Annotated in this window: 23 protein-coding genes; 10 read left to right on the top strand and 13 right to left on the bottom strand. The window is 57.2% G+C overall.

Annotation, left to right across the window (positions count from 1 at the left end; all coding sequences use genetic code 11):
* The 3 genes from G205_RS01675 to galU all read left to right on the top strand — a co-directional run bounded on the left by G205_RS01675 (window position 1) and on the right by galU (window position 3,485).
* Window positions 1–1,578, top strand: coding sequence for a tyrosine-protein kinase domain-containing protein (locus G205_RS01675; protein ID WP_009356440.1), 1,578 nt, complete (start codon window positions 1–3; stop codon window positions 1,576–1,578).
* A gap of 3 nt (window positions 1,579–1,581) precedes the next feature.
* Entirely contained in the window at window positions 1,582–2,490 is a 909-nt protein-coding gene (locus G205_RS01670) for a nucleotidyltransferase family protein (RefSeq protein ID WP_338058362.1), read from the top strand.
* Between the two features lie 104 nt (window positions 2,491–2,594).
* Window positions 2,595–3,485, top strand: coding sequence for a UTP--glucose-1-phosphate uridylyltransferase GalU (galU, locus tag G205_RS01665; RefSeq protein ID WP_035751710.1), 891 nt, complete (start codon window positions 2,595–2,597; stop codon window positions 3,483–3,485).
* 17 nt (window positions 3,486–3,502) lie between these two features.
* On the opposite strand, the gene G205_RS01660 is transcribed toward galU, so the two are convergent.
* From G205_RS01660 to G205_RS01625, 13 genes are all read right to left on the bottom strand, one after another.
* The gene (locus G205_RS01660; RefSeq protein WP_152419499.1) at window positions 3,503–3,904 is read right to left on the bottom strand and encodes a VanZ family protein; all 402 of its coding nucleotides are present in this window, start codon (window positions 3,902–3,904) and stop codon (window positions 3,503–3,505) included.
* Window positions 3,905–4,101: 197 nt separating this feature from the next.
* A complete protein-coding gene (locus G205_RS01655; protein ID WP_009356436.1) occupies window positions 4,102–4,707 on the bottom strand; it encodes an LPXTG cell wall anchor domain-containing protein in 606 nt (201 codons plus the stop codon).
* 178 nt (window positions 4,708–4,885) lie between these two features.
* A complete protein-coding gene (locus G205_RS01650) occupies window positions 4,886–6,661 on the bottom strand; it encodes a DUF4012 domain-containing protein (protein ID WP_083874987.1) in 1,776 nt (591 codons plus the stop codon).
* A gap of 74 nt (window positions 6,662–6,735) precedes the next feature.
* A complete protein-coding gene (locus G205_RS20860; RefSeq protein ID WP_083874986.1) occupies window positions 6,736–8,049 on the bottom strand; it encodes a UDP-glucose dehydrogenase family protein in 1,314 nt (437 codons plus the stop codon).
* 35 nt (window positions 8,050–8,084) lie between these two features.
* Complete coding sequence (locus G205_RS01645; RefSeq protein WP_035751707.1) at window positions 8,085–9,521, bottom strand: sugar transferase; 1,437 nt, start codon at window positions 9,519–9,521, stop codon at window positions 8,085–8,087.
* 58 nt (window positions 9,522–9,579) lie between these two features.
* Window positions 9,580–10,554, bottom strand: coding sequence for a GDP-L-fucose synthase family protein (locus tag G205_RS01640; protein ID WP_009356432.1), 975 nt, complete (start codon window positions 10,552–10,554; stop codon window positions 9,580–9,582).
* A complete protein-coding gene (gmd, locus tag G205_RS01635; protein WP_035751704.1) occupies window positions 10,554–11,582 on the bottom strand; it encodes a GDP-mannose 4,6-dehydratase in 1,029 nt (342 codons plus the stop codon). The genes G205_RS01640 and gmd overlap by 1 nt, the downstream gene beginning before the upstream one ends.
* A 45-nt stretch (window positions 11,583–11,627) precedes the next feature.
* Window positions 11,628–12,890, bottom strand: a complete 1,263-nt coding sequence (locus G205_RS01630) for a glycosyltransferase family 4 protein (RefSeq protein ID WP_009356430.1) — start codon at window positions 12,888–12,890, stop codon at window positions 11,628–11,630.
* Window positions 12,890–13,210, bottom strand: coding sequence for a DapH/DapD/GlmU-related protein (locus tag G205_RS22380; RefSeq protein ID WP_235046744.1), 321 nt, complete (start codon window positions 13,208–13,210; stop codon window positions 12,890–12,892). The genes G205_RS01630 and G205_RS22380 overlap by 1 nt, the downstream gene beginning before the upstream one ends.
* 257 nt (window positions 13,211–13,467) lie before the next feature.
* Complete coding sequence (locus G205_RS20855; RefSeq protein WP_235046741.1) at window positions 13,468–14,184, bottom strand: glycosyltransferase; 717 nt, start codon at window positions 14,182–14,184, stop codon at window positions 13,468–13,470.
* 449 nt (window positions 14,185–14,633) lie between these two features.
* Window positions 14,634–15,716, bottom strand: a complete 1,083-nt coding sequence (locus G205_RS21615) for a polysaccharide pyruvyl transferase family protein (protein WP_152419496.1) — start codon at window positions 15,714–15,716, stop codon at window positions 14,634–14,636.
* A complete protein-coding gene (locus G205_RS20850; protein ID WP_009356428.1) occupies window positions 15,716–16,960 on the bottom strand; it encodes an oligosaccharide flippase family protein in 1,245 nt (414 codons plus the stop codon). Before G205_RS20850 ends, G205_RS21615 begins: the two co-directional genes overlap by 1 nt.
* Before the next feature lie 104 nt (window positions 16,961–17,064).
* Window positions 17,065–18,561: a tyrosine-protein kinase domain-containing protein gene (locus G205_RS01625; protein ID WP_009356427.1), complete on the bottom strand. Its 1,497-nt coding sequence runs from the start codon at window positions 18,559–18,561 to the stop codon at window positions 17,065–17,067.
* Window positions 18,562–18,937: 376 nt separating this feature from the next.
* Between G205_RS01625 and G205_RS21870 the strand changes: the two genes are divergently transcribed.
* The 7 genes from G205_RS21870 to G205_RS01605 all read left to right on the top strand — a co-directional run bounded on the left by G205_RS21870 (window position 18,938) and on the right by G205_RS01605 (window position 24,927).
* A complete protein-coding gene (locus tag G205_RS21870; RefSeq protein ID WP_160166585.1) occupies window positions 18,938–19,102 on the top strand; it encodes a hypothetical protein in 165 nt (54 codons plus the stop codon).
* A gap of 189 nt (window positions 19,103–19,291) precedes the next feature.
* Complete coding sequence (locus G205_RS01620) at window positions 19,292–20,632, top strand: MinD/ParA family ATP-binding protein (RefSeq protein ID WP_035751701.1); 1,341 nt, start codon at window positions 19,292–19,294, stop codon at window positions 20,630–20,632.
* Window positions 20,633–20,956: 324 nt separating this feature from the next.
* On the top strand, window positions 20,957–23,104 hold the full coding sequence (locus tag G205_RS01615; RefSeq protein WP_035751699.1) for an acyltransferase family protein: 2,148 nt from the start codon (window positions 20,957–20,959) through the stop codon (window positions 23,102–23,104).
* 53 nt (window positions 23,105–23,157) lie between these two features.
* Window positions 23,158–23,541: a thiol-disulfide oxidoreductase DCC family protein gene (locus G205_RS20845; protein WP_083874984.1), complete on the top strand. Its 384-nt coding sequence runs from the start codon at window positions 23,158–23,160 to the stop codon at window positions 23,539–23,541.
* The gene (locus G205_RS01610; RefSeq protein WP_009356424.1) at window positions 23,523–23,990 is read left to right on the top strand and encodes a hypothetical protein; all 468 of its coding nucleotides are present in this window, start codon (window positions 23,523–23,525) and stop codon (window positions 23,988–23,990) included. The genes G205_RS20845 and G205_RS01610 overlap by 19 nt, the downstream gene beginning before the upstream one ends.
* Window positions 23,987–24,598, top strand: coding sequence for a hypothetical protein (locus tag G205_RS21610; RefSeq protein WP_152419495.1), 612 nt, complete (start codon window positions 23,987–23,989; stop codon window positions 24,596–24,598). The genes G205_RS01610 and G205_RS21610 overlap by 4 nt, the downstream gene beginning before the upstream one ends.
* Window positions 24,595–24,927, top strand: a complete 333-nt coding sequence (locus G205_RS01605; protein WP_160166584.1) for a hypothetical protein — start codon at window positions 24,595–24,597, stop codon at window positions 24,925–24,927. Before G205_RS21610 ends, G205_RS01605 begins: the two co-directional genes overlap by 4 nt.
* The last annotated feature ends 68 nt before the right edge of the window (window positions 24,928–24,995 follow it).

The following is a 24,995-nucleotide window of genomic DNA, read 5'->3' as shown; positions in this document are numbered from 1 at the left end:
ATGACCACACCAGCCGCCGCCGCGGAAGCGCCTCCGGGCCTGGACCTGACGGATTACCTCCGCGTGATCCGGGCGTACTGGAAGGGGATTGTCGCCCTCACCCTGCTGGCCACGCTCTCGGCGCTTGGCTGGACGGTGCTGCAGCCCAAGATCTACTCGTCGGACTCCAGCGGCATCGTGGTGACGCCCGGCTCTGACAACGTCAGCCTTTCGCTCGCCGGCGACAGCTTGGCCAAGGCCAAGGTCAAGAACTACGAGTCGGTGGCGAAGTCGCGGCTCGTGGCGGACCGCGTCATCGCCGCCCTGGGGCTGGACACCACGGCTGACGCCCTCCTGGGCAGCGTCACGGTGAAGGTCCCGCTGGACACCGCAGAGATCCGGGTGACAGCCCAGTCCACTGATCCGGCCACGGCGCAGCGCGTGGCGGACGCGTGGGTCAACGGCCTCGCCGCCCAGGTGGAAGCGATTGAGACAGTGCCGCCGGCCCAAGCGGCAGTGGAGTCCGGGGCCGCGGCAACGCCCGACGCCGGGACGCCGGCGGGTGCCACGGCGACGGCTGTCCGGGTGCTTCCGCTGGGCAAAGCCGTCCTCCCCACCAGCCCGTCGTCCCCCAACACCAAGCTGAATCTGGCGTTGGGCGCACTCGTCGGCCTGGCGCTCGGCATGGCCTATGCAGTGGTCCGCCGGCACCTTGACCGCCGCATCCGGCAGGCGTCCGAGATCGAGCGGCTGTTCGGTGTCCCCGCGATCGGCACTCTTCCCGCGGACCGCCGTCTTGAGGGCAGGAGCAGCGTCCTGGACACGGGCACCACTGAGCAGATCCACGACGCCGGGGGAGCCATGGCCGAGGCCCTCCGGGAGCTCCGCACCAACCTCAGCTTCCTGGACGTGGACCAGCCGCCGCGGATCATCGTGGTGACCAGCTCAGTCCAGGCAGAAGGCAAGTCCACAGTCACCGCCAATCTCGCCGTCACCATGGCGGCGGCCGGCGAAAATGTGGTGGTAGTCGACGGCGACCTCCGCCGCCCCACGCTGGTGGACGTTTTCAACTTGGTTCCGGGCGCGGGCGTCACGGATGTCCTGACCGGCACCGCCGAGCTTGACGATGTCCTGCAGCCCTGGGGCGCCCTTCCCAACCTGTCAGTCCTCGGCTCGGGCCGCATACCCCCGAATCCCAGCGAGTTGCTCGGATCCCGGGCCATGAAGACAATGTTGAATACCCTGGCTGAAAATGCCGTCGTCCTGATCGATGCGCCGCCCCTCCTTCCGGTGACGGACGCTGCCGTTCTCTCGCGCGTTGCCGACGGTGCCATCGTGGTGATCAGGTCTGGCAGGACCACCCAGGAGCAGCTGGCCCAGTCCCTGGGGAACCTGGACAAGGTCAAGGGCCGCGTGCTGGGTGCTGTCCTGAATTACGTGCCGACCCGGGGGACGGATGCGTACTCCTACTACGGCACGTACACCTCCGCTCCTGCCGCAGTGCCTGCGGCTGCTCCCCAGCCAGCGCGCCCCGTGGTGGATTCGCCAGAGGAAAGCGCCGTGGAAGCTGCCCTGAGCGGGCGCCGGGCCAAGGGCTAGAAGGTGTCCGTGGCAGACCAACCCGATAATGCCCAACTCAGCGTCTCCGAGGGCGTGCTGCTAGGTCATGCCCTGGTCGCGCGGGTGGCGGCCAGCGTGGGGGTCCGAGCCTTCTTCATCAAGGGACCGGTCACTGTGCTGCAAGGGCTGCGGCAGCCGAAGACATCAGCCGATGTGGATGTTTTCGCTGACCCTGCCGGTCTCGATGTCATGCTCCAGGGCTTGCAGGAGCGGGGCTGGCGCCAGCGCCCTGTCGACCCGGATACGACCACGTTTCCCAAACACGCTGTCACCCTTCACCACCCGGAGTGGCCGTGCTGCGTCGACGTCCACTTCCGCTTTCCCGGCATGGAGGCTGGTCTCGCTGAGTGTTTCGAGGCGATGTGGGCTCACACGGGAGAGTTTGATCTGGCAGGGCAGACAATACGGGTTCCGTCGCCTGCTCTCGCAATCCTGATCCTGGCACTGCATGCGCTCCGGTCGCCACACCTGCCTGCCTGCCGGCAGGAACTCGCGTACCTGGCACAACTGGTCTGGCTCCAAGCCCAAGCGCCCGGCATCCTGCGTATCGCCGAAGCCACAGGCTCCCTGGCGGCAGTACGGCCCTTCCTTGAAGGCCTCCTTGCGGACCCGCACGCCGTGGAGTGGCCGCCGGCGTCCATGGAATGGCGCAACCGCCTGCTGGCCAGGGAACCGGGCAGCGCCCGGCTTGTAGCCCTTGTCCAGGCGCCGTGGCGGGCCAAGCCGGGGCTGCTGTGGCGTGCAGTCTTCCCGCAGCCGCAGGTCTTCCTGAGCGGGAACATCTATGCGGACATGTCGGTAGGCGGTCAGCTAATGCAGCATTGGGCGAGATGGGCCCGTTTCCTCCGCGCCCTTCCTCAGATCGCCAGGGACCTCAGAGCTGGTGGTTGAGCTTGTCGAAACCCAAAAAGTCCGGTGGTTGAGCCTGTCGAAACCAAGCCTGGCGAACCCCTTCTAAATTGCCTTTCCGTCCGCGAAATTTGTAAGGTTCACCTATGACTATGGGGAAAGCTGTTACCAAAGCCGTCATTCCTGCTGCCGGACTGGGAACTCGCTTCCTGCCCGCCACTAAGGCGATGCCGAAGGAAATGTTGCCGGTGGTTGACCGTCCGGCCATCCAGTACGTGGTGGAGGAGGCTGTCAACGCAGGCCTCAACGACATCCTGATGATCACGGGCCGCAGCAAGCGTGCCCTGGAGGACCACTTCGACCGCGCTCCTGGCCTGGAACGAGTACTGGAGGAAAAGGGCGACAAGGAGCGTCTGGAGTCCATCCAGTACGCCTCGGAACTGGGTCCCATCCACTATGTCCGCCAGGGCGAGGCCATGGGCCTGGGCCACGCAGTCCTGTGCGCCAAGCAGCACGTGGGCAACGAGCCGTTTGCAGTCCTGCTGGGCGATGACCTCATCGACGAGGCCGAGACCCTGCTGAGCACCATGATGGAGGTGCAGCAGAAGACCGGCGGATCCGTAATTGCCCTGATCGAGGTGGATCCCTCGCAGATCAGTGCCTACGGTTGCGCAGACATCACCCTCATCGAGGGCGAAGACTACGTCCGCGTGAACAGCCTGGTGGAGAAGCCGGCTGTGGGCGAAGCTCCGTCCAACCTGGCCGTGATCGGCCGGTACGTGCTGCACCCGTCCGTGTTCGGCGTCCTCGAGAACACTCCGCCCGGCCGTGGCAACGAAATCCAGCTTACCGACGCCCTGCAGACCCTCGCCGCCGGTGAGGGCGAAGGCTCCGGCGTGTACGGTGTGGTCTTCAAGGGCCGTCGCTTCGATACCGGGGACAAGCTGAGCTACCTCAAGGCCGTCATCACGCTCGCATCCGAGCGCGTTGAATTCGGGGAGGACCTGAAGACCTGGATGAAGGGCTTCGTGAACTAGCTAGAACCCGTACAGACCTACTGGAGGTCCGCTGCCGAAAGGCGGTGGGCCTCCAGGCGTTTAAGGGCAACAGAGGCGATCAGAGACCCGATGACAGCACCTGAAGCGTTTGTCATGAGGTCAACAGGACTAGCAAAGCGGTTGTGGAGAAACAGGAACTGGCCGAGCTCTATGCAGCAGGAAATGAACAACCCAAAGGCCCCCAACTGCCACCAACGTTTTCTAGGAAATGCAAGGGCGCTGACTACTCCAAAGGGAACAAATAGCCCCACATTGGCCGAGGCCTCGACAAACCTGTAATTGAACCAGCGTGGAATTCCTTGCCGGTGAAGGAAACTCAGGATGTCGGCGAGCAGTCCCTGGACAGGCTGATCCACCGGGCTAGGCCAAAAGGCTATGAAAGCTAGGGGAATGAGCATGACGCCGAGTGTGACTCGCCAGAAGCCACGATTGTGGAGAAGTCTCATTTGACCCTAGAACTGCGGTGGTTGAGCTTGTCGAGCGCGGTGGTTGACTTGCCGAGCTCGATGGTTGAGCTTGTCGAAACCTTAACGAAGAAGGTGGGTGGTCTCCTTTCTGGAGACCACCCACCTTCTTCGGTGTTGGCTAGATGCTGTTAGGCAGCAGCCTCTGCCTTAGCGCGGCGGCGTACAACCACTACGGAAGTTGCGCCGGCAGCCAGGGCGCCAGCACCAACCAGGGTCCAAAGGACCAGGCCGGAGTCGGCACCGGTGTTGGCCAGGCCGGAACCGGTGTTGGCCAGCGGCGCACCGCCAGCGTTGCCGCCGGTGTTGGCCAGGGATGCAGCGACGGTGACCGTAACGGGTCCAACAACAACGCCGGACGTGTTGCCGGTTGCTGTCAGCGAGTAAGTACCCGCCTCGCTGATGGAAATGGGAAGTGAGAAGCGGCCCTGCGCGTCTGCAACTGTCGAAAGCGTCTGCGGAGCCTGAACGATGGCAATCTTGGCCGCTACGGCAGCACCACCGGCGATGCTCGCGCCGTCGGATGCCGGGGCCTGGCCCGGAGTGACGGTGATGGTAAGGGTTTCGCCGGCAAGAAAGCCCTGGCCGCTGAAGATAAAGTCTTCACCCGGGCCGACGACACCGTCAGAAACGGCGGCCTGCGGCGGAAGGGCGGGATAGGTGGCGGCCATGGAAGGAGCCGCGCCTACGAGCGCGATGGAACCGGCAAGTGCGAGTGCTGCGAGTGTTTTCTTCATGTGTCCCCCCGGAGACGTTTAAGTTTTTGATGTACCCGAATTGGGGAGTATTCCCCTCCGCACGAGACCCTGTGCAGAACTACGGATATATATCCCAACAAAGACCGTACCATCTGCTCTTCGTTGTGAGCAATCTCAATCCAGTCGGTTTACATAGTGTTAACGCCACCGCCATCATCTAGCCGCAGGCAGCATTTTCTGTGGGCAATGTAACGTCCTTTACCGCCTGCACAGTGGGCGTGACAACTACGTTAGGTTCTGCATGCTGCACTATTTTGGCAAACGTGACCTCGACCGTCTTGGTTTCCCCAGGCGCCAATTGCACGGCGAGTACTGCTACCGGACGGCCGCTGTGGACATGGGGGGCAAAACCCGTTCGCTCGCCGTTGAGTTTCGCTGCTTCAACCAAAGCCTGCATTGGACCGTAGGTCACGATGTTGGTTTGTACAGCTCCCGGAGTGACACCGAAGACACCGTCCCCCGTCACATAGGCAGGCAAGGTTTGCCCAGCATTGGCCGGTGCTGTGTTGGTGCTCGTGATCCTGACGGTGGTTTGTTCGTATCCGTCTCTGGGGCACTCTTTGACTAGCTGGACAGTGCGTTCGACGTAATAGTCCATCTTCGCCCCAGTGCCGTCGTTGAAGTACACACCGAACTGGGCAGGAGAAACGCTTGGACCGGCGATAGAACCACTAATTGGATAGCGGCTGACTATAGCTTGCTCGTCCTCGTTGTTGGACCAGAGGAGTATGCGGTTTTCTGCTACACCGCGGGTGATACTGCTCAGCAATTTCTCGGGCTCTGATTTGCCGCTGGACACGGCCGAGAACAGCTCCTGAGCGACGGCGGCGAAATAAGCATCCTGCAGTTGTGGGACTTTGATTTTGGCATACACGTCCGAAAGTAAAGTCGGAACCACGTTGCTGCTATTGAGCTCTGAAGGTAGCCCTCCGCCAGACAGAGCGAGAAGTTCAGGATTTGAGATCTGGACAGGCCCAGTCGCATTCAAAATGAAGCTAAGCGCAACTGGGTCTATGGACAGTACGCCATCGACACGTTGGCCCGTCTTTTTCTCCCACATCGCTTGAGCCATTGATCCAGCAGTGGGAAAGTCAGGGGTCAGATTCACATCTTGGATGAACTTGCCCATGCGAGTAGAGAAGATGCTTCGCTGCTCGAGATCGACAGGCAGTGTGGGTGATATGACACCGAATTCCGAAGCACTGATTTGGGCGCCGAGGCTCAGCTTTCCGTTATCTACGGTCAGTACAGCTAATGCCCCCGGGATCCCTCCCGAAGCACGGGATTCAGCGTTGTTCTGAATCATCAGCAGATAGTTCCTGGGCGAGGCTATGCCGAGCATGTCAGGTGCAATGGCAGCGGCGTTTGAAGCAGCGTCCAAAGCTCCCGTCACGTCTCTTAGATCATCACGTGCCTGTCTAAGCGGCTCAGCAACCTGCGGCAGCAGGTTGCTTTCGTCGATCTGGTCCAATCGCTCAGACGAGATCCTCACTACATGGGCTGCTGAGGAGATGCTGGGCGATGCGCTCTGCAGGGGTGCAAGGTCTGTCCCCGTACCACCAGGCAACAACGTGTTCCAATCGAGCGACTTGTACACTTTTACTAGTGGACCAATACTCAGGTTTGCGACATCATCTGCGGAACGAGCAACTTCTGCAACAGCGCTGAAATTTGCGCCCACCCATGGAGCCGCTGACGCCAGGCTCCACAGCGGGTCGTTGGCCGTATCTCTGGCAACTGCCGTATGCCGCTTAAGGCGCTCAACGGTAGCTGCAGCGGTTTCTGCATCATTGGTTGATATTGAGCTCTTTAAAGGAGCAATGAGGGCAGTGGCGCTGGTCAGTTCTCTTTGAATGGTATTGGCTTTGGAAGCGAGCCAAAATGTGGCTGCCACTCCGGCCACAACAATAACCGCGGAGAATGCAAGAGCCATCAAAAGTCGCCGGCGTCTCCTGCTTGGTACAGGCCGTGAATGCGGAGTCTTACCCTTTGGCATTGGACTCATCCCTACGGGCGTCCAAGCCCGCGATATATCCAGCCGGCGGCACGCCACTTGGCAGCATCCAGGACATTACGTCCGTCGAGGATACGGGGACTCGTAACGTGACGCGACAATTCATATGGGTCCAGCCCCCGATACTCGTTCCACTCAGTCAGTAGAAGGATGGCGTCGGCACGCTGAACGGAAGACTCGGTATTGGGCTCGTAATGCAACTCGGGAAACCGCCGTCTTGCATTCTCGATGGCTTTAGGATCAGTTACGGAGACTACAGCGCCTTGAAGTTGTAGTTGGGCGGCGATGCTTAGTGCTGGAGAATCCCGAACGTCATCGCTTTCTGGTTTGAACGCCGCTCCAAGAACTGTAATACGTTTCCCAAGCAGGGAGCCGTCGCATAAATCCCGGGTCAATTCCACGACCCGGCCCCTCCGCCGCATGTTGATGGCGTCGACTTCTCGAAGGAATGTGAGGGCCTGATCAGCGCCGAGTTCTCCGGCTCGTGCCATAAATGCCCGAATGTCCTTCGGCAGACAGCCTCCACCGAAGCCTATGCCTGCATTGAGGAACTTTCGCCCGATCCTGTCGTCCATGCCGATTGCATCAGCCAAACTCGTGACGTCCGCTCCCGCCGCTTCACATAGTTCCGCCATCGCATTGATGAACGAGATTTTTGTAGCCAAAAACGAATTTGCGGCGGTTTTGACTAGTTCAGCCGTGGGGTGGTCAGTTACGAGACGTGGCGTCCCACTCGACAGCGGCGCGGCATAGACTTCATCCAATATTGAGACGGCTGGATGGTCCTCCGATCCATCGCTCACGCCATAGACAAAGCGATCTGGTTCAAGGGTGTCAGATACGGCATGGCCTTCGCGCAGAAATTCTGGATTCCAGACTAGGTGAGCTGTAGGTTCCTTATTTTCGACCAAGCCTGCAAGCCGGGCGGCGGTTCCAACTGGAACAGTCGACTTGCCCACGACGACGTCTCCTGGTGACAGGAACGGGAGGAGCGCGGAAATCGCCGCATCGACGTAGGTCAGGTCGGCCGCATTCTCACCTTTTTTCTGTGGCGTGCCAACGCAGACGAAATGGACACTGTTACCCTGAGCAGCTGACATGTCTGTTGTAAAAGAAAGCCGACCGGTGTCCTGGACCTCGCGCAGAAGGTCCTCGAGGCCTGGCTCATAAAAAGGCGCTCTGGAAGCTGCTAGCTCTTTGATCTTGTGCTCGTCCACGTCAATGCCGACTACTTCGTGCCCGAGTTTGGCCATGCAGGCAGCGTGTACTGCACCTAGATAACCACAGCCGATTACAGATATGCGCATTGTCTTGATTCCTTCCCCAGAGGGCATTTGTACCGTTAGTAGGCGCCAGTGCTATGAAAAACCGCCCGAACAGTGCGAAGAATGATTACGAGATCACCTGCAAGTGACCAATTCTCGACGTAGTAAAGATCGAGGCGGACAGAGTCCTGCCAAGAAAGGTTCGAACGGCCGCTCACCTGCCACAGCCCCGTAACCCCTGGTTTCACCAGCAAGCGCCGGCGGACGTCACTTTCATAGGCTTCAACCTCGCGCGGGAGCGGCGGCCGGGGTCCCACCAAGCTCATCGATCCTGAAAAGACGTTGAAAAGCTGTGGGAGCTCGTCGATGCTGAACCTGCGAAGTGCACCCCCGATACGAGTGATACGGGGGTCATTCTTCATCTTGAAGAGAGGGCCGGAGCCTTCATTCTGGTCCGCTAGTTCCTGTAGCTTCGACTCCGCATCAACAACCATGGAACGGAACTTAAGCATTCGGAAGTGTCGACCCTCGATACCTACCCTCTCCTGGCGAAACAGAATTGGCCCTGGGCTATCCAGCTTGACCAATACGGCTACGCAGGCCATCGCCGGAGCTGCCAGGAGTATCAGTAGGGCCGAAACGACAATATCGAAGAGTCGTTTCGCTACCCGCTGCCCACCCTCAAGAGTGGGTGTGGTCACGTGAATCAGGGGAAGACCCGCAACCTGCTGCGTATGAATTCGCGGCCCCGCGACGTCTGTCAGTGCCGGAGCCATGATCAGCCCCACGTTCCTTGAAGCCAATTCCCAGCCCAAATGGCGGAGTGTCTGTGGATGCAGTTGAACACCTGCTGAGACGGCCACTGCGTCCGCCCCGCACGCTTCGATTGCAGAAACAATCGACTCAGTCTCCGGCTTAGTTCCTAAAACTCGGAGGCCAGAGTCCGGTTCGATTTCAGCGGCTCCTTCAAACCCAGGCATATAGGCAGCCACCGGCATGTAGCCCGCATTTCTTGCCCGATCAAGCGAAGCCGCAAGGTGCGAAACGGCACCAGGCCCACCCAGGAGCAACAACCGGGACATGTTACGTCCCTGCCGCCTCTTAATGTTGAGATGCTGACGGATGAGCCAACGGCCAAGCAAAAGCCCAAGGAGGCCTACGGGCAAGGCAAGACCCACGTACCCCCTCGCGGTGTCGAATCTTAGGACGTAGGACACGATTGCCACAATGCCGAAAAGCCATAACGATGCCGCGGCCACACGTTTATATTCGTCCGCGCCGGAGCCGAGAATACGGCTCTGGCGACTATTCCATGCTCCGAGCATGAACCACCAAACTATCGCCAGAGCTGCAGAAAGCCAGATGTAGGTTACTTCTTCGGCAGGGCCGACGAAGTCGGGTTCAGCCCCGAACCGAATAAGAAAAGCACCTACGACAGCCCAAACCACAACAAAGGCATCGACCAGGCCCAAAAGCCGAGAGGAACGTCCTCTCCAGTCCGCGTCCTCACTCACGCGGCGTCCCCCAAATTCAGAACCACAATTAGTACAACCTTTTCACCGTCATGGGTAGTTAGCTGCGGATGGAGAGGTAATTGTCCCTGAACCAAGCCACAGTGCTGCGTATGCCCTCTTCCAGACCAATGGAGGAAGTCCAACCTGCATCACTCAGCTTGCTGACATCCAGGAGTTTCCTCGGAGTACCATCAGGCTTCGTCGTGTCCCATTCGATGTCACCCTCGTATCCCACTGCCTGTGCTACCAAGGTGGCCAATTCACGAATTGTGACGTCTGTTCCAGTACCAACGTTGACCTGAGACGAACCGTCGTAGTTTTCAAGAAGGTGAAGGCACGCAGCAGCCATGTCGTCGACGTGTAGGAATTCCCTACGTGGCGTACCAGATCCCCAGTTAGTTACAACCGGCGTTCCGGCCCGGGCGGCCTCATCGTATCGGCGTATCAAGGCTGGCATCACATGCGACCCCTCCGGAGAGAAGTTGTCTCCGGGACCGTACAGATTTGTCGGCATCGCTGAGATCCAAGGAAGGCCATACTGCCTGCGTACAGCTTGTATATGCATGATGCCCGCAATCTTGGCTATGGCATAAGCGTCGTTTGTGGGCTCAAGATGTCCGGTCAGCAGTGAGTCCTCACGGATTGGCTGATCTGCGAACTTGGGGTAGATGCAGGAGGAGCCCAAGAATAGGAGGCGCTCGACACCGAACTCCCTTGCTGCATCAAGCACATTGACCTGGATTCTCAGGTTGTCACTAAGGAAATCAACGGGGAAGGTGTTATTGGCGAGGATGCCACCTACTTTTGCTGCTGCTAGAGCAACATATCGAGGGCGATTCTCGGCAAAAAAACTGAAAACAGCCTCCCGGTCCTTGAGATCCAACTCTAAAGATGTGCGACCAATAAGCGCGGTGAAGCCCTCGCGCTGCAAGTTTCGCCAGATGGCTGAGCCGACAAGACCCCTATGTCCCGCCACGTAGAAAGGGGCGGAACGGTCTAGCTTAGCTGGCTGGAAGCCCAACGAATCCGACATCAGTTTTTCCAGCTCGCGAGGTCGACGGAGTCAATCCAATTATTGCCGGCATGCTTTAGCGCCTCAATATCGGCGTCCACCATGATTCGAGCCAGCTCTGGTGTATGGACCGTCGCCTTCCATCCGAGCTTCTCTTGGGCTTTTGAAGCGTCTCCTACTAGGGCATCAACTTCAGTGGGTCGAAGATAACGCTCATCGAAACGGACATGTTCTTCCCAGTTGAGACCTGCATGCTCGAAGGCTATCTGGAGGAAATCACGGACCGTGTAGTTGCCACCTGTCGCGAGGACGAAATCATCAGGCTCATCTGCCTGCAGCATCCGCCACATGCCCTCCACATACTCGGCGGCATAACCCCAGTCCCTAACGGCGTCGAGATTGCCCATGTAAAGCAGGTCTTGTTTACCAGCTTTGATGGCAGCTACAGCTCTGGTGATCTTTCGAGTCACAAAGGTTTCACCGCGGCGGGGAGACTCATGATTAAACAGGATGCCGTTTACGGCGAACATCCCGTACGCTTCCCGGTAGTTTTTCGTGATCCAGTAGCTGTACACCTTGGCGGCACCGTAAGGAGACCGAGGATAGAAGGGGGTTTCCTCGTTCTGCGGGGGAGGGGTGGCACCAAACATCTCCGATGATGATGCTTGATAGAACCTGGTCTCGATACCTGACAGGCGGACTGCTTCAAGAAGGCGAATTGTACCCACGCCCGTCGTGTCCGCTGTGTGTTCCGGCTCATCGAAGGAAACACGAACATGCGACTGAGCAGCCAAGTTGTAGACCTCGTCGGGTTTGATGTCCGCGAGCAATGTCACCATACGTGCGCCGTCGCTTAGGTCACCGTAGTGAAGGAACAGCCTTGCCTTGGGGTCGTGCGGATCGACGTAGAGGTGGTCGACCCTTGCTGTGTTGAAAGTAGACGCGCGACGGATCAGGCCATGGACTTCGTAACCTTTGGCAAGCAGCAACTCTGCAAGGTATGAGCCGTCCTGTCCGGTAATGCCGGTGATTAGTGCACGTTTGGTCATGATGCCCCCAGAACTAGTAACAATGGCAAAAAAGTGCCGCCCGACCTAACGGCCGCGCGACGTTGCCAGATTCGTAATGAACTCATCATAGTGCGCAACAGCTACTGCTTCGGACAATGTTTCATGCCGGAAGCGTAGGGCGTTCTCGGCCAATTTGGCCCCTCGAGAGGGATCCTTAGCTAGCTCCTCCGCCATCATGACGAGGGCTAGAGGGTCGGCGGCATCTACACGGACTCCGCCCCCCGAGTTTTCAATTTCATATGCAGTAACGCTGTCTTCGTCTGTGGCTGCTATAACTGGAACCCCAGCGTTGAAATAGGAAGTTAGCTTACTGGGAACAGCCATGTCTTTGACCCCAGGCAGTTCGTTGACTAGCAGTGCGTCGGCAGCCACCAGAGCACATTGAAAGTCGGCATCCGGAAGCGAATCAACGAATGAAATACGCTCTATTCCCGATGCCAGGGACTCAAGATGCCTTCGCTGGTTCCCATCGCCCATGAGCACGAAACGGACTGGGCTATTTCGTGCATCTGCTATCCGTGCTGCTTCAATCACGTTCTCGAGGCCTTGTTTCTTCCCCATATTGCCAGCATGCAGAACCACCACATCAGTCTGCTGCCAACCCAACCGGTCCCGGAGTTCAGAAATACCCGTTGTGGGGGAAGCGGGAAGATGCGTCCAGTTGCGAATGACCTTCACCTGATCTTCCGGTACTTCTAGGGCCTTGACCATGTGACTCTTAAACCGATCATGTATGGCTGCGATACCGTCGGCGGAACAGAGTATCTTCGACTCGATTGAGGTGGCGAAGCGCCCCAGCCTTCCCCCTCCGGTACCGGTTTCTACAACTCCCCGGCTATATAGGTCTTGAATCCACATAGCTACAGCTGGTCGATTAGGCCGAAGTCGAATCCGCACCATTGCCAAGGCGCACGAGAATAGAGCTGGGCTGACTACGAGCACTACATCGGGTTTATGCCACTTTGCAAATAGCAGCCGTACCCCAAAGCTTAATTCCATATGCAGGCGACCTATAGTCGTCGGTTTATTGGGAATATAGTGGCGGAGACGCGTAACCGAAACGCCGTTAATTTCCTCGTTGGAGAGCCATCCCGAATAACCTTGCTTCAAAGTCCATTCAGGATAGTGCGGATATCCGGTGACGACGTGAACTTCATGGCCCACTTGACGTAAGCCTTCAGCGAGGCTAGTGGTATACGGGGCATTGCCTGAGGGTTCCGGTGAGTAATTAATGCCCAGGATGGTTATCCGAAGTCTTCTATTACTTTCAATTTCGGAATTGTTCATTAGTGCGATTGCTCTTTCTTGGAAAGTACGTCTAGCGCTGCGGAATGTTCGCTGCGATCTGAGTCGTCAGAAAAACGGGGTCCTACCCTTTTGGCGGGCGAGCCTACGGCGATTGAGTAAGGGGGGATGTCCTTGGTGACAACCGAACCCGCTCCGATTACGCTACCTTCACCGATGGTGACGCCGCCTAGAACAATAGTCCCAGCGCCGATCCAGACATCCCGGCCGATGTGGACTGTGTCCACTTGGCGAGCATCGCGGTCTCCAACCCAGGTTGCATGCACAATCGGCGTGCCAACGGAACTAATATCGTGGTCCATACGGCCGACAATTTGGACGTTTCTGGCTATTAGAACGAAGTCATCGATAGAACCGTCTACCTCAATGACGGAGCCGGGCCCTACCGACACGTCATTCCCCAATCTAAGGCCATGGAGTGAATTTATCCTGCTGCCCATGCCGGCGCGGAGATTTCGTCCAACGATGACGTTATTGCCTATTGCCATCTGATTGAGTAGGCGCCTGACAACTACCTGTAGTGGGCCAGGAATACGAGATCGAGCTGCGCGTACAGTGCTCATGCCGCGGGCCATCCTGTGCTGTCCAAGGACTGCGCCCGATTTCTGAGGCTGTCAAGGAGTCCCCGGGCCATGGATTCAGCAGAATAGCTCTTTATCACTGGTTCTGCTAGCCGAGCTGCATCGGGAAACTCGTACTGACCTGAGGCTACTTTTTGCAGTAACGATGCTAGCGATGAAGGGTCGTTCTCCTTGAAACGTGCGACTCCTCCGAAACGTTCAAGTTCTACTTCGGGGGCATGAGGCTCATCATCGGCGATAAGCATGGGAACACCGAAGCCAAGGCTTTGCGTCAAGCTTAGTCCTACATAGCCTGGGGAAACTGAGCATATTGCATCTGTATATGCAGCTTTAAGTGTAGCCGGGTCCGTGATGGGGCCGAGAAATTCAATTTCTGACGCGCATCCAAGATTCCTCGCTAAGTCCTTCAGAGGTTCCAACTCGGATCCAGAGCCGACAATTTTCAGGCGGACATTAGCCATATTTGGAGATGCTTCCGCGAAGGCTCTAATTAGAAGATCGACCTTCTTTTCTTCTACGAGGCGTCCCACATAGATGACTGAAGACTTGTTGGTGTGCGTTTCAGCCGGCCCCAAGAGCTCAGACGAATAGAGCGCGTTTGGTGCAACCCAGACTTCTTGATTGGGTAGATCTTGCCGGGCGGGCAGCACGCTATCAAAGCCGTACAACACGGTACCGTCTGCAAGTGCACGCATGGAACGTCTGAGCCGCGCTGTTCGCGATCCGGCACCCGCTCTTGGGTAGAGGTGGCCCCAAACAACAGTACGTCGCCTTAAGATCTTCCTGATGATCAGGAGTAACCAAGCCGACACGCACCGGGGGTTGAGATCCAACATCAGCGACTTAGCATTTATGGCATTCCAGACGTGGTCGCGAAGGATAATGCCGCGACCCAATAGAAACCAAGCGCGTAGCGGACGGTAAAGGTCTGAGGCTATTCCTGTAGTCACCGTTGCTGTCAGCTGTCGCGGGCCAGCGTAGATTTCCGGTTTGTCTTGCTCAGCTTGATCCATAAGTGACTGGATGCAGGTTTGCCGGTAGAAGGGTAGAACCGTCAAGTACATGACATTGTGACGACTTTGGGGGGCATGCATATTTTTTTGCACCTTACTATGGCTTGGCTGCGGCGACGTGGACGAAAGGGCTAGGCGGTAGGTGTCAAGACTCGGTCGGCCATCAGAGAGTCGAGTGCTTCTTCTACTCGCAAGCGCGCGAGGCCTGTTGCTTCAGGAAAAGAGTGTGAGAGCTTTTCAAGGGAATCGAGTTGGATTGCATTTCGGCATTCTTCCGCACCTGGCGAGGCGTCGTGAAGGACCATATAACTGCCGAATCCAACAGAAAGCGTTGAGGAAATCTTGTCCGATTCTGCAAACCGATATTCGATTGGGAGTGCGCCGCAGTTAATACCGAATATGAGGCCATGGAGACGATTACTGATAACCGCATAGGAGCTGCTGTATACCTGATCGACTACTTCTTGTTGCTCAGTATGGCTCTTTGATTCCCAAAGATATGGTCGCAGGCCGAATTTGGCCGCCAGTGCGCGGTGCTGTGAGTCATCTCGTTGAACTTGCGAGACCAAAACGACTTCGAAACCGAGATTTGTGAAACTCTTGACGATTCCTTCGAACGTAGTCGCGCTCACGATCGTGTCATTCCGGAACGAGCAGGCAATCCGCTTACGTCCGTTGGTGCGGGCTTTATGGCACAATCCGAGAGCCAGATCGGGTGCGAAGCGTAGCGGAACTTGGGCGATGCCGCTGGAGAGTGAGTCCCTGACAATGTAAGCCTCGCATAGAGACACCAGGAGTTGTTCTAAACGTCTAGCTATCCGGCCATTGCCGCGGAGTGCACGCCCTGCAGTTCTCACCCGACCTCCACTTAATCGGATTAGGAAAATGTTGAGGATCATAAGGAGCGTCTTGGCAAGCGCGAGAGGGGAGTCCCGTAACTCATGAGGTCCTGGCGCATAAGCCAAGTCAGCCTTACGCAGGAGGGACGCGGTGATAAGGCGGAACTGAAACAATAAGGGATTCGAGATGAACGTAACAGGCCCACCAAACTTGAAAGCGTCAATGTAAGTTTGCGGCATCCCATGCGTAAGAAGCACCAATGGCGTCTGCTTCTTAAGAAAGGAATCGAAAAATACCTTCCGGATAGCTATGTCTCCAAGATTGTCTTGTTGCGCACAGATACTTCCAAAAAGTGTTCTATTAGTCATGCTCATCACATTCCTGTTGGTGCCGATAGACGATGCCGCGCGGGAGGCCTGCGAGCGAACTTGCTGACGCGTGAAGCCAATATGGCGGATTGAAGAACAAAAGAAAAACTCAGGGCGAAGGCTGCGCCTATAGCGCCAAGGAACAGGCTCCCAATGGAAACAAGGATTAAGCAAGCACCTGTGGTGATAACCGACGTTTTTGCTACGAAATACTGAAGACCGGCACCCTGTAATATCGAATTGAAAAGAGAAGAAAGCGCGGCGAAGACAAGCCCAGCCAGCACAATCTGTAGAGGCAGCACCGCACCTCTGTAAGCGTCGCCCAAAAAGAGGTGGACAACAGCCGGAACTAACAACATCAAGGTCCCATAGAGCAAGCCGCAAAAAGCACCCATTGCCCATACAAGTTTGAACAACTTGCGAAGGTGTTTTCGTTCCTTTCCAGCACTGGCAGGCAGGAGTACAGCAGCCATTGATGTGGAGAAGATCCTTAGTGGACCAGTAGCTCTACTTGTGGCTGCATAAAATCCGGCCTGGGTCGGTCCGGCAAAAGCGGAGACAAGAAGGGTATCAAGATTGCGTGCTTGAGTTCCAAGGGAATTCATCCAGAACGGCCACGAAATGCGTACGATCTCCCGCAATCCTAGTGCGGATAGGGGAGGCGTCAGGCGGCTACTTACTACCTTACGGATGACGATGAGGGATATTAGGGCAGTTAGAGCCATGGCGGCCGAGAAGGCCACGGCAGCATGAATGCCTGCGAACACAGCACCTAGATATAGCAGAGCAGCAGCGGTACGCCGGATAAGTAAGTTCTGCGTATTGATTCTAGCGTCACCGTCCGCCAGAGGAACTGAAAGCCATGTTTCCGAGTGCCTCTCAGCTGCTGCCCAAACCGACAGTGGCAGGAGAAGCATAAAGAAGGGATCTAAAAACGTGCCGAGAGCTGCAAGTGGAAAAGCAATGACAGCCGCCAGAGCAAAGCTTGAGTGGTCGGCCACTCGAAGCGCGGAGTGTATCACTGGACTCTGCGGATCGGCAGCGCGTTCTTTAACTACCATTGTCGCGATACCCAAATCCAAGGCGGATTGGAAGACGATGATAGTGCCAAAAACAGCGGAAAACAGTCCGAATTCATATGGCCCCAGGTCCCGCGCAAGGAGAAGCATTGTAACGGCCTGAATGAGCGCTCCAATGAGGCGCCCGGCGGAGACCCACGCAAATTGGGAGGCGAGTTTCTTTCGACCCATATACAAAGTCCTAATTGTTTGCCGCTGATACTAATTCAAAGCTGATGAATCAGTCGACTTAACGAAGTGCGTCAAATCAAAGCGTAATATGGTAGCGAAAAAAGCTAGCGGCTTTGACGGGTGCCAGCCCGCGTTGAGACTTGTGCGCTGACATCAGCGGGGAAGGTCGTTGCCAACCGCTCGGGCTCCTGTGGAACACCATTCCACGTGCCTGGAGCCTCTCGACTTGATCCTGCATCCGCGCCTTCAGCCGTGCTGCCGTAGCTGTAGTAGCTGTATGAGTAGGCGTCGGCACCCTTGGTTGGAAGCCGGTTCATAACGACACCGAACAATTTTGCATCGACCAACTCAAGTGCATTTAGAGATTTTTCAATTTCGGGCCGACTCGTCTTTTGTGAACCAACTACAACTACTACTCCGGCGACCAGCTGTGACAGCACTGCTGCGTCTGTGACCGGCAGCAGTGGAGGTGCGTCGAGAACAACAACGTCGAAAACTGATTCGAGTCGTTCCAGTACAGACTTCATCTCCCCAGACCCGAGCAGTTCACTGGGGTTTGGTGGGATGGCACCTGAGGTTAGCACAAACAAGCCATCCCCCCAGGGCTGCAATATATCGTCAAGATCTGCCGCGCCAATTAAGGCGGTGGTAAGGCCTACTCGCCGCTCAAGCCCTAAATATGAGTCCACCATAGGGCGTCGAAGGTCTGCGTCTACCAGGCAAACGCTTTGGCCAGATTGGGCGATTGCAAGAGCTAGGTTTGTGGCTGTTGTGCTCTTTCCCTCGCCTGGTATCGATGAGGTCACCAGAACGCTCTTACGATCGCCAATAACGTGTGCGAACTGAAGATTTGTGCGCAACTGACGAAATGCTTCAGCGCGTGGGCTTTGAGTGCTGGTCTGCGTAAGCAGAGGCGTTTTTGCTGCGTCGGGGTCGAACGAAATTCTCCCAAGAATAGGGGCATCTGTAACTTGGCGAAGATCGGATTCACCGCGTACGAGGGTGTCGAATCTCGTGCGAACTAATGCGCTGGCCAGCCCCAAACCCAGACCAATAAGTAGGCCTATAGCAAGGTTGAGTTTTGTATTGGGAGCCGACGGTTGTTCGGGTGCAACGGCAGGAGAAATAATCGACAGCCGAACGGGTGAGGTGCCGTCGATTTTCGGCCTTTCCAAGTCGTCCACTGCGCGGACCAAGCTCGCTCCCACCGCTTGAGCGATCGCTGACGCGCGGGCAGGTGACTCATCCGAGGCGGTAATCGTTATCAAGACTGTATTGGGATCAGAAGTTGCCTCGATACGGTTGGCCAGCGTAGCAGCCGTTTCTGTTAGTCCTAGTGATTCAATCACGGGGTTCAGGACGACTGGGGCGCTTACAGTTTTAACGTAAGACTGAACTCGCGCTTGACTGAACGTATTTCCCTGCTGAAGTTCAGTAACTGTCCCGGAGCTCTGGATTGCTACAAACAATTGGGTACTAGAGGTATAAGTCGGCTTCATCAACATCGATAAGCCACCGCCGACAAGAAGGCCGGTTAGAGCGAGAGATATTATCAAAATCCAGTTACGCCGAAAAATGCGCAGATAGTCTCGTAAGTCCAACCGGTCCCCCTGTTTCGTGGCTGGGGCTGCCGATGGCGCACCACCAGAACGGTTTTATTCGTGTAGTCGGAGCCATCATACCGGCTGCTGATGCTGTCAATACAAACGTGTCACTCGATCTACAGATCCTGCAGAACGCACGGCATTGGTGGGCTCGGGCCGTCTTCTGCGTCAAATCTAGTACAGATCAGTTGTCAATCGTTCTGTCACAGGGCTAGGTCCTGCCGCGACACGGTACCGGTGGATGTGCAGAAGCATACGCGGCTCGATACGCAGAACGGGCGCTAGCGGGAAACTGGCGCGACTGCTGTCGGCATTGCTATGCCACGTGCTTAGGTCATGGGGATGGGGATCACTATGACCGATGGAGGCTATTGTGGCTTTTTCCGACTACGCTCTCGCGCTGTGCGCGCTGCTGGGCACCCTGCTGGTTCCCTTCCTTGCACTGTACGTGGTGCTGCGACTCAAGTGCCGGCCCGCACGGATTACGGTCCCCACCACCGCGCCTCGAGGTAACCGCCGATCGCCATGCCATACGTAGATATCAATCCCCACAAGGCCGGCCAAAATGGCAGGGGTACGCCGTCCTAACCGTCCTCTGATCGTTGATTCTGCTGTGGTCTCGGCGGCCCTCACTCGCGTTTGAGTAGGCACCATCGCCGCAACCCCTAGACTTACTGTTTGAATCAGTGCCGCAGAACCTTATGCCGAACGTCCTGGGGGGACAGACATGCCCGATCCGGCGGATCAGAACGCACGCGCCCATGCAGAGGATGCAGGGCAGCCGAAGCGCCGTCGTCGCGACCTTCGTCGTGCCGACGGTGAAATGACGGATGTCCGGACAGGAACCATGCCAGCCGTAACACCCAACACCTCAAACCAACCTGACCCCAGCCAGCCAGCCACGACTCGGACCTCCTGGGCCGAGGCCGCAGCCGCAGCAGATGAAGCAAAGCAGAAACCGCACGTACCTGCCCCTACGCGGGCGCCCGCCTCTGCAGAGCAAGCGACCCCGGGCACCACTTCCCTGCAGCCCGATGCTGCCGGGCAAGTACCGTCGATGCCGTCAGATGCGCCCTCAGACATTCCGGTCTTCCGGCGCAGCCGCCCCACTGTTGCTGACACTATTTCCGACAGCCCCATGCCGGACTTCATCAGCTCGCCAGGGTTATTCGTCAGAGAACAAAAACCACGCCCCGTAGGCGGTTTCCGTGGTGCCATCTACAAGCTCACGGGCGGTGCCTGGAATCTGGGTCCCGGTGCGAAACAGCGGCAGGAAGACGAGCTGGCTCGCCGCATCTCGCGTCAGCTGCAGGGTAGCTACAACACGGCTGTGCTGAGCCTCAAGGGCGGTATCGGCAAGACCTCGACGACGGTAGGCGTCGGGCTGACCCTGGCCGCGTACCGGGGTGACGCCCCCTGCGCAATCGACGCCAACCCGGATTCAGGGGACTTGGTGGAGCGCGCGCTGGGGGAAGGCATCTATCAGCAATCGAGCCCCCGCACGATTACAGATCTTCTCAAGAACATCGAGTCCGTTGATTCGCTGACCGCTTTGGCACAGTACATGCATCACGCCGGCCGACTGCACCTGATAGCGGGGGAGCAGGACCCTGAGGTGTCAGACTCGTTGACGGCCGAAGAGTATCTGCGGATCCGCAGGCTCGTCTCCAGCTATTACTCCGTCGCTCTGACCGACTGCGGTACCGGGGTAACGCACAACGCCATGAGTGGCATCTTGCAGTCCGCTGACAACTTGGTTATCGCTGCCGGCTATGCGGTGAGCGGTGCCAAGCGCGCCCGCAGCACTTTGCACTGGTTGGCTAGCCACGGGTATGAGGACCTGGCACGCAACGCCATCGTAGTGATTACCGACAAGGACGAAGTGTCCTCGCGCGTGGACAAGGATGCGATCGAGGAACACCTTGCCGGGATCTGTCGTGAACTGATCGCCGTCCCGCATGACCGAGGCGTGGCGGATGGCGACCTTGTCACTCTGGACGTCCTCAAGCCGGAGACCCGGCGGGCCTACAAGGAAATCGCCGCAGCGATTGTCGACGGGTATCGGTAGTTCCGCCAAGCGTCGCGTCCTTGTACGAGGGTCAACTAGACGGAGTGCTTCAGCCCGGTCTTATTGTGTTTCCAATGGCCGCAGACCGAGACAACACCCCTTTGCTTGGGGCATTACCCGCGTTCTCATTCATTGGGGGGCACATTCAATTGTCGTGCAGATGTGATCAAGCGGGTGAGCGCTTTTCAAGGAAGTTGGTCACCTGAGTAGTTGATCTCCTGGGCAGTCTCGGAAAGGTGCACGCTAGAGGCCGGGCAAGCGGCAGGAACTTAGCCGTCTTACGCGACCGCTAGAATTAGCGCAACGGTCTCAAGTGGGGGAAGTATGGCAACCAGCATTCTCAGTAAGTTCGCGCCCAAAAAGTCCTTCGGCAAATCAGGCGGCAGCGGTCTACGTCCTGATATCCAAGGGCTTCGCGCATTCGCCGTTACTGTAGTGATCCTTGATCACATGGTGGGGTGGCCAAGCGGCGGCTTCGTCGGGGTTGACATCTTCTTCGTGATTTCTGGTTTCGTCATCACAGCCAGTTTGTTGCGGGAGCATGCCAAGACGGGGCACATCTCGTTCACGGGTTTTTACCGCCGGCGCATCAAGCGCATTCTTCCCGCTTCCACCCTTACATTGCTCATCACCGTCGCGGCCGCATACTTCTTATTCGGGCAGGGGCGTTTCCTATCAACTGCGTTTGACGGGCTTTGGGCATTTCTCTTCTCCGCAAACTGGAACTTCGCGGCGGCCGGGACAGACTATTTCCAAGCGGCCGGTCCCGTCTCACCCTTGCAGCATTTCTGGTCCCTCGCCGTGGAAGAACAGTTCTACTTCGTCTGGCCTTGGTTGCTCCTAGGCATACTGCTGCTGGCGGTTAGGACCGGACGCGAGGATTATGCCCGCAAAATGGGTGCCCTTGGCATTGTCATCATCTGCGCGGCTTCCTTTGCATGGGCCATGCTGGAATCGACATCCGCGCCCACAAGTGCCTACTTCTCGACCATTTCTCGTGCATGGGAACTCGGCGTGGGGGCGCTACTAGCGTTCCTGGCACCGTATGCAAGCCGCATTCCGTTCACTGCTCGCCGTTTCGTCGCATGGACCGGACTCATCGGGATGCTGGCTTCCCTGTTCATCATCAGCAGCAAATCGGTTTTCCCGGCGCCCACGGGACTTCTGCCAGTACTTTCCGCCGCGCTGTTCATCTTCGCCGGCACTGCGGCCTCCGAGCACCCAGGGCTGCAGCCATTCACGAATCCGGTTAGCAGGTACTTGGGCGATATTTCCTACTCGCTCTATCTCTGGCACTTTCCGGTGATTATTTTTGCTGAGTCCCTCGTTCCGGAACGGAACCTCGCGTTCTATTTGTCTGTCGCAGCCATCATCCTTGCGGTGTCGGCCTATGCATACCATCTAGTTGAAGACCCTATCCGCAAATCCACTTGGTTAGATCCCAAGGCCCGAGTGCGCGACAAGCAGCCGATGCGGGACTCCTACAAGCTGACAGCACTCAGTCTCTTGGCGGTCACCTCGTTGGCAGTGTCGGGGCTGGCGCTGAGCCAGCCTGCACAAGTTCCTGAGGCGAGCATTACGCTGCCCGTGCCTACGGCTTCAGAAAACGTCGATGCAAGCACTGCCGCCGGAGCTCTGGCGGTCGAAATTCGAGCCGCTCTGACTGCCACTGAATGGCCAGCATTCGATCCACCGATCGGAAACATGGCGAATCAGCGTGTACCTCAATGGACTGAAAACGGGTGCTTGGACGTCACAGCTGGCAACCTTGACAAATGCGTGTACGGCTCTGCCGACGCTGCAAAGACAGCAGTAGTCATGGGTGACTCCATAGCCACCAGTTGGCTTCCGGCGGTCATTGGCGCCTTGGAACCTGCCGGATATCGAATCCAAGCCTTAACCAAGCAAGCATGCCCGGTCGCTTGGGCTAAGGTCTTTCCGAGCCAGAACAGTTCCACTCCGTATGACGCTTGCACCGCCCATCAAGCCTGGGCGGCCGAAACCGTCAAAGGCATGAACCCCGACTTGATCATCTTGTCCGACTCCGCATTGTCACTTAAGCGGTTGGTGAGCAACGCAGAAGGTCCGGCGGCAGGCGACGAATGGTCCACCGCCTACGGTGCTGCCTTAGATTCACTGCCGCCGTCCTCGCAGGTGATTACGCTTGTGACTCCTCCGGGCGCTAAGAATATGCAGGAGTGCTACACGCCACTGTCAAGTCCGTCTGACTGCTCCGGGTCCATTACTAGAGAGTGGGAGACGTTGAAGACAACCGAGGCTGCTGCCACCACAGCTAAGGGGAAGACCTTCATCGACACCAAGGACTGGTTCTGCTTGGAAGGTACTTGCCCCTCCTTTGCCGGGAATCGAGCCATCTACGCGGACGCCGGGCACCTAACTGGTATATTCAGCGCCGAACTCGCGCCAGTCGTAGCAGAAGCCTTTACAAAGGCTGGAGTACCTGGACTTTAATATGCTGTCGAGTGGGGAATTCAACCAGCCTTCAGTCACCTACAATCTAAGTTATGACTATGGGGGATGTTGCGCTTGAGCGCACGCTTATCTATGACGCTGATTGTGGTTTTTGCACTCGCTCCGCTAAATGGTTAGCTCGCGGTGGTGCAGTGCAAATTAAGCCCTGGCAAGGGATACAGGACCTGGAAGCACTCGGGCTCACCGAATCGATGGTTGAAGCTGCTGCGTACTGGGCAGACGGCGGAGAGGTCAAAGCTGGGGCTGAAACAGCCATCGCCAAGGCCCTAATAGCCAAGGGTTCCGGATGGCAAATAGCCGGACGACTCATTCTAGCGCCAGGAGTTCGTCACATAGCTGGGCAGGTCTACAAGCTGATCGCCAAAAACCGTCACGCTATGCCGGGAGGAACTGACGCATGTCGTCTCCCAAGCTGAGCAGGCGTGCACTAATCACGATCGCATTCATAGGGGCATTGGTTGTTCAGGCTGGAGTCTCGTTTGCCTCTGAAGATGAGCCCTATCCCGGTATTCGGATGCCATCCTTTGGCTCGGCGCCAAACCAGGCAGGACTGTTCCCGACTGTAGCTGTTAGCGCGACGATCACTTACGCGGACGGTACAACTTTGGAGCCGCACGTCACGGAACTCATGAACGATTTTCGGTTCTCGTCGGCGCGGTATTCATTCGACTACATGTTCAAGCCCGGGAGCACGGTCACCCCAGACTCGGAAGTCCTTGCATGGCTTTCCAACGAGGCTCGCGAGCTCGGGGGCGGCAAGAAACCTGAGCGCATCGATTTATGCTGGAGAAAGACGGATCTTGACATCCGCACCGCGACCTATTCAAATGCTGCCGCATGCGAGTCCAGGGTGATCGACCTATGAGCAAGATCTTGGCCGTATTCTCTGCCTTCATCGACAGGCTTTGCGAGTCGTACACAGCATCGCCAGTGGCGCTGTCGATTATCCGCATCGTATTTGCGCTACACGTTCTGATCTTTCCGGTCGACTACAAGTGGGTTGCGGAAGTCCCCGGAGCGTTCTTTCGTCCGCCACCTGGACCGTTTGCGATCTTCACCGATGCGCCCTCCCTGGAGCTGCTCGTACTTCTGGAGATAATACGTGCTGCGCTAGCTGTAGCTCTCTTGGTGGGCTTTCATACGAAGAGTGTCTCCGTCGCGCTCTCAGTAGTAATGGTCGTGGGCTCCGGATTTACGCATTCATACGGCAAAGTCGATCACTTCATCCTGTACGAACTACTTCCTGCAGCAATGGCCTTTGCTGGATGGGGTTCGCGCTATTCATTAGACTCCCGCGGCACGCCGAATTTCCGACGAGGAAACAAAACCGCAGGGTTTGTAGCCGGGTTCCCGATGCTTCTATGGTCTCTCACCGTTGGTTTTGCCCTGTTCACAGCTGCTGTGCCAAAGGTCCTGACCGGATGGCTTGATCCTTCGCGCCAAGCAACGCGAGGTACCTGGCTAGAGACTTGAGTGACCCTGTGAAAGTCGGGCCAATGGCGGAGTTACTAGGAACAGTTCAAATTGACGCCTTTTGGAAATTCCTCGACTACGCCACCATCTTTGCCGAAGGAATCGTCATCGTGTCCGTACTTGTGCCGGCGCTATTTAGACTAAGCATCTTACTCATTCTCGGCTTCCACGCAGGCGTGTACTTAGCGCTAGGCATCGATTTTGCCCACTACCTGCTCGTCTACGCTGTCTTTTTTGCATTTCCGTTTCATGTATGGTTCTCATTCCCGGGATCGCGTTTCAAGCGACATCGTGGACGCAGAGTTGCATTGCAATCCGGAGTTCGCTGATCACTCACCATTGGGCTCGTGTCGGGAGGGCGTCATAGGCCACTGGAGTTTTCTGCTGCCTGTGCGCC

It is taken from the genome of Arthrobacter nitrophenolicus (assembly GCF_000332815.1).
Classification (GTDB): Bacteria; Actinomycetota; Actinomycetes; order Actinomycetales; family Micrococcaceae; genus Arthrobacter; species Arthrobacter nitrophenolicus.
Note: the sequence above shows the minus strand (reverse complement) of the source record. Positions and strands in the feature narration are given on the sequence as shown.

Excerpts from the sequence above, each read along its gene's own strand:
- G205_RS01675 (WP_009356440.1), top strand. The coding sequence starts at position 1 with ATGACCACACCAGCCGCCGCCGCGGAAGCGCCTCCGGGCCTGGACCTG.
- galU (WP_035751710.1), top strand. The coding sequence starts at position 2,595 with ATGACTATGGGGAAAGCTGTTACCAAAGCCGTCATTCCTGCTGCCGGA.
- G205_RS01660 (WP_152419499.1), bottom strand. The coding sequence starts at position 3,904 with ATGCTCATTCCCCTAGCTTTCATAGCCTTTTGGCCTAGCCCGGTGGAT.
- G205_RS01655 (WP_009356436.1), bottom strand. The coding sequence starts at position 4,707 with ATGAAGAAAACACTCGCAGCACTCGCACTTGCCGGTTCCATCGCGCTC.
- G205_RS01650 (WP_083874987.1), bottom strand. The coding sequence starts at position 6,661 with ATGGCTCTTGCATTCTCCGCGGTTATTGTTGTGGCCGGAGTGGCAGCC.
- G205_RS20860 (WP_083874986.1), bottom strand. The coding sequence starts at position 8,049 with ATGCGCATATCTGTAATCGGCTGTGGTTATCTAGGTGCAGTACACGCT.
- G205_RS01640 (WP_009356432.1), bottom strand. The coding sequence starts at position 10,554 with ATGTCGGATTCGTTGGGCTTCCAGCCAGCTAAGCTAGACCGTTCCGCC.
- gmd (WP_035751704.1), bottom strand. The coding sequence starts at position 11,582 with ATGACCAAACGTGCACTAATCACCGGCATTACCGGACAGGACGGCTCA.
- G205_RS01630 (WP_009356430.1), bottom strand. The coding sequence starts at position 12,890 with ATGAACAATTCCGAAATTGAAAGTAATAGAAGACTTCGGATAACCATC.
- G205_RS22380 (WP_235046744.1), bottom strand. The coding sequence starts at position 13,210 with ATGGACCACGATATTAGTTCCGTTGGCACGCCGATTGTGCATGCAACC.
- G205_RS20855 (WP_235046741.1), bottom strand. The coding sequence starts at position 14,184 with ATGCGTGCACTTGCAGACGGTACCGTGTTGTACGGCTTTGATAGCGTG.
- G205_RS21615 (WP_152419496.1), bottom strand. The coding sequence starts at position 15,716 with ATGAGCATGACTAATAGAACACTTTTTGGAAGTATCTGTGCGCAACAA.
- G205_RS20850 (WP_009356428.1), bottom strand. The coding sequence starts at position 16,960 with ATGGGTCGAAAGAAACTCGCCTCCCAATTTGCGTGGGTCTCCGCCGGG.
- G205_RS01620 (WP_035751701.1), top strand. The coding sequence starts at position 19,292 with ATGCCCGATCCGGCGGATCAGAACGCACGCGCCCATGCAGAGGATGCA.
- G205_RS01615 (WP_035751699.1), top strand. The coding sequence starts at position 20,957 with ATGGCAACCAGCATTCTCAGTAAGTTCGCGCCCAAAAAGTCCTTCGGC.
- G205_RS20845 (WP_083874984.1), top strand. The coding sequence starts at position 23,158 with ATGACTATGGGGGATGTTGCGCTTGAGCGCACGCTTATCTATGACGCT.
- G205_RS01610 (WP_009356424.1), top strand. The coding sequence starts at position 23,523 with ATGTCGTCTCCCAAGCTGAGCAGGCGTGCACTAATCACGATCGCATTC.
- G205_RS21610 (WP_152419495.1), top strand. The coding sequence starts at position 23,987 with ATGAGCAAGATCTTGGCCGTATTCTCTGCCTTCATCGACAGGCTTTGC.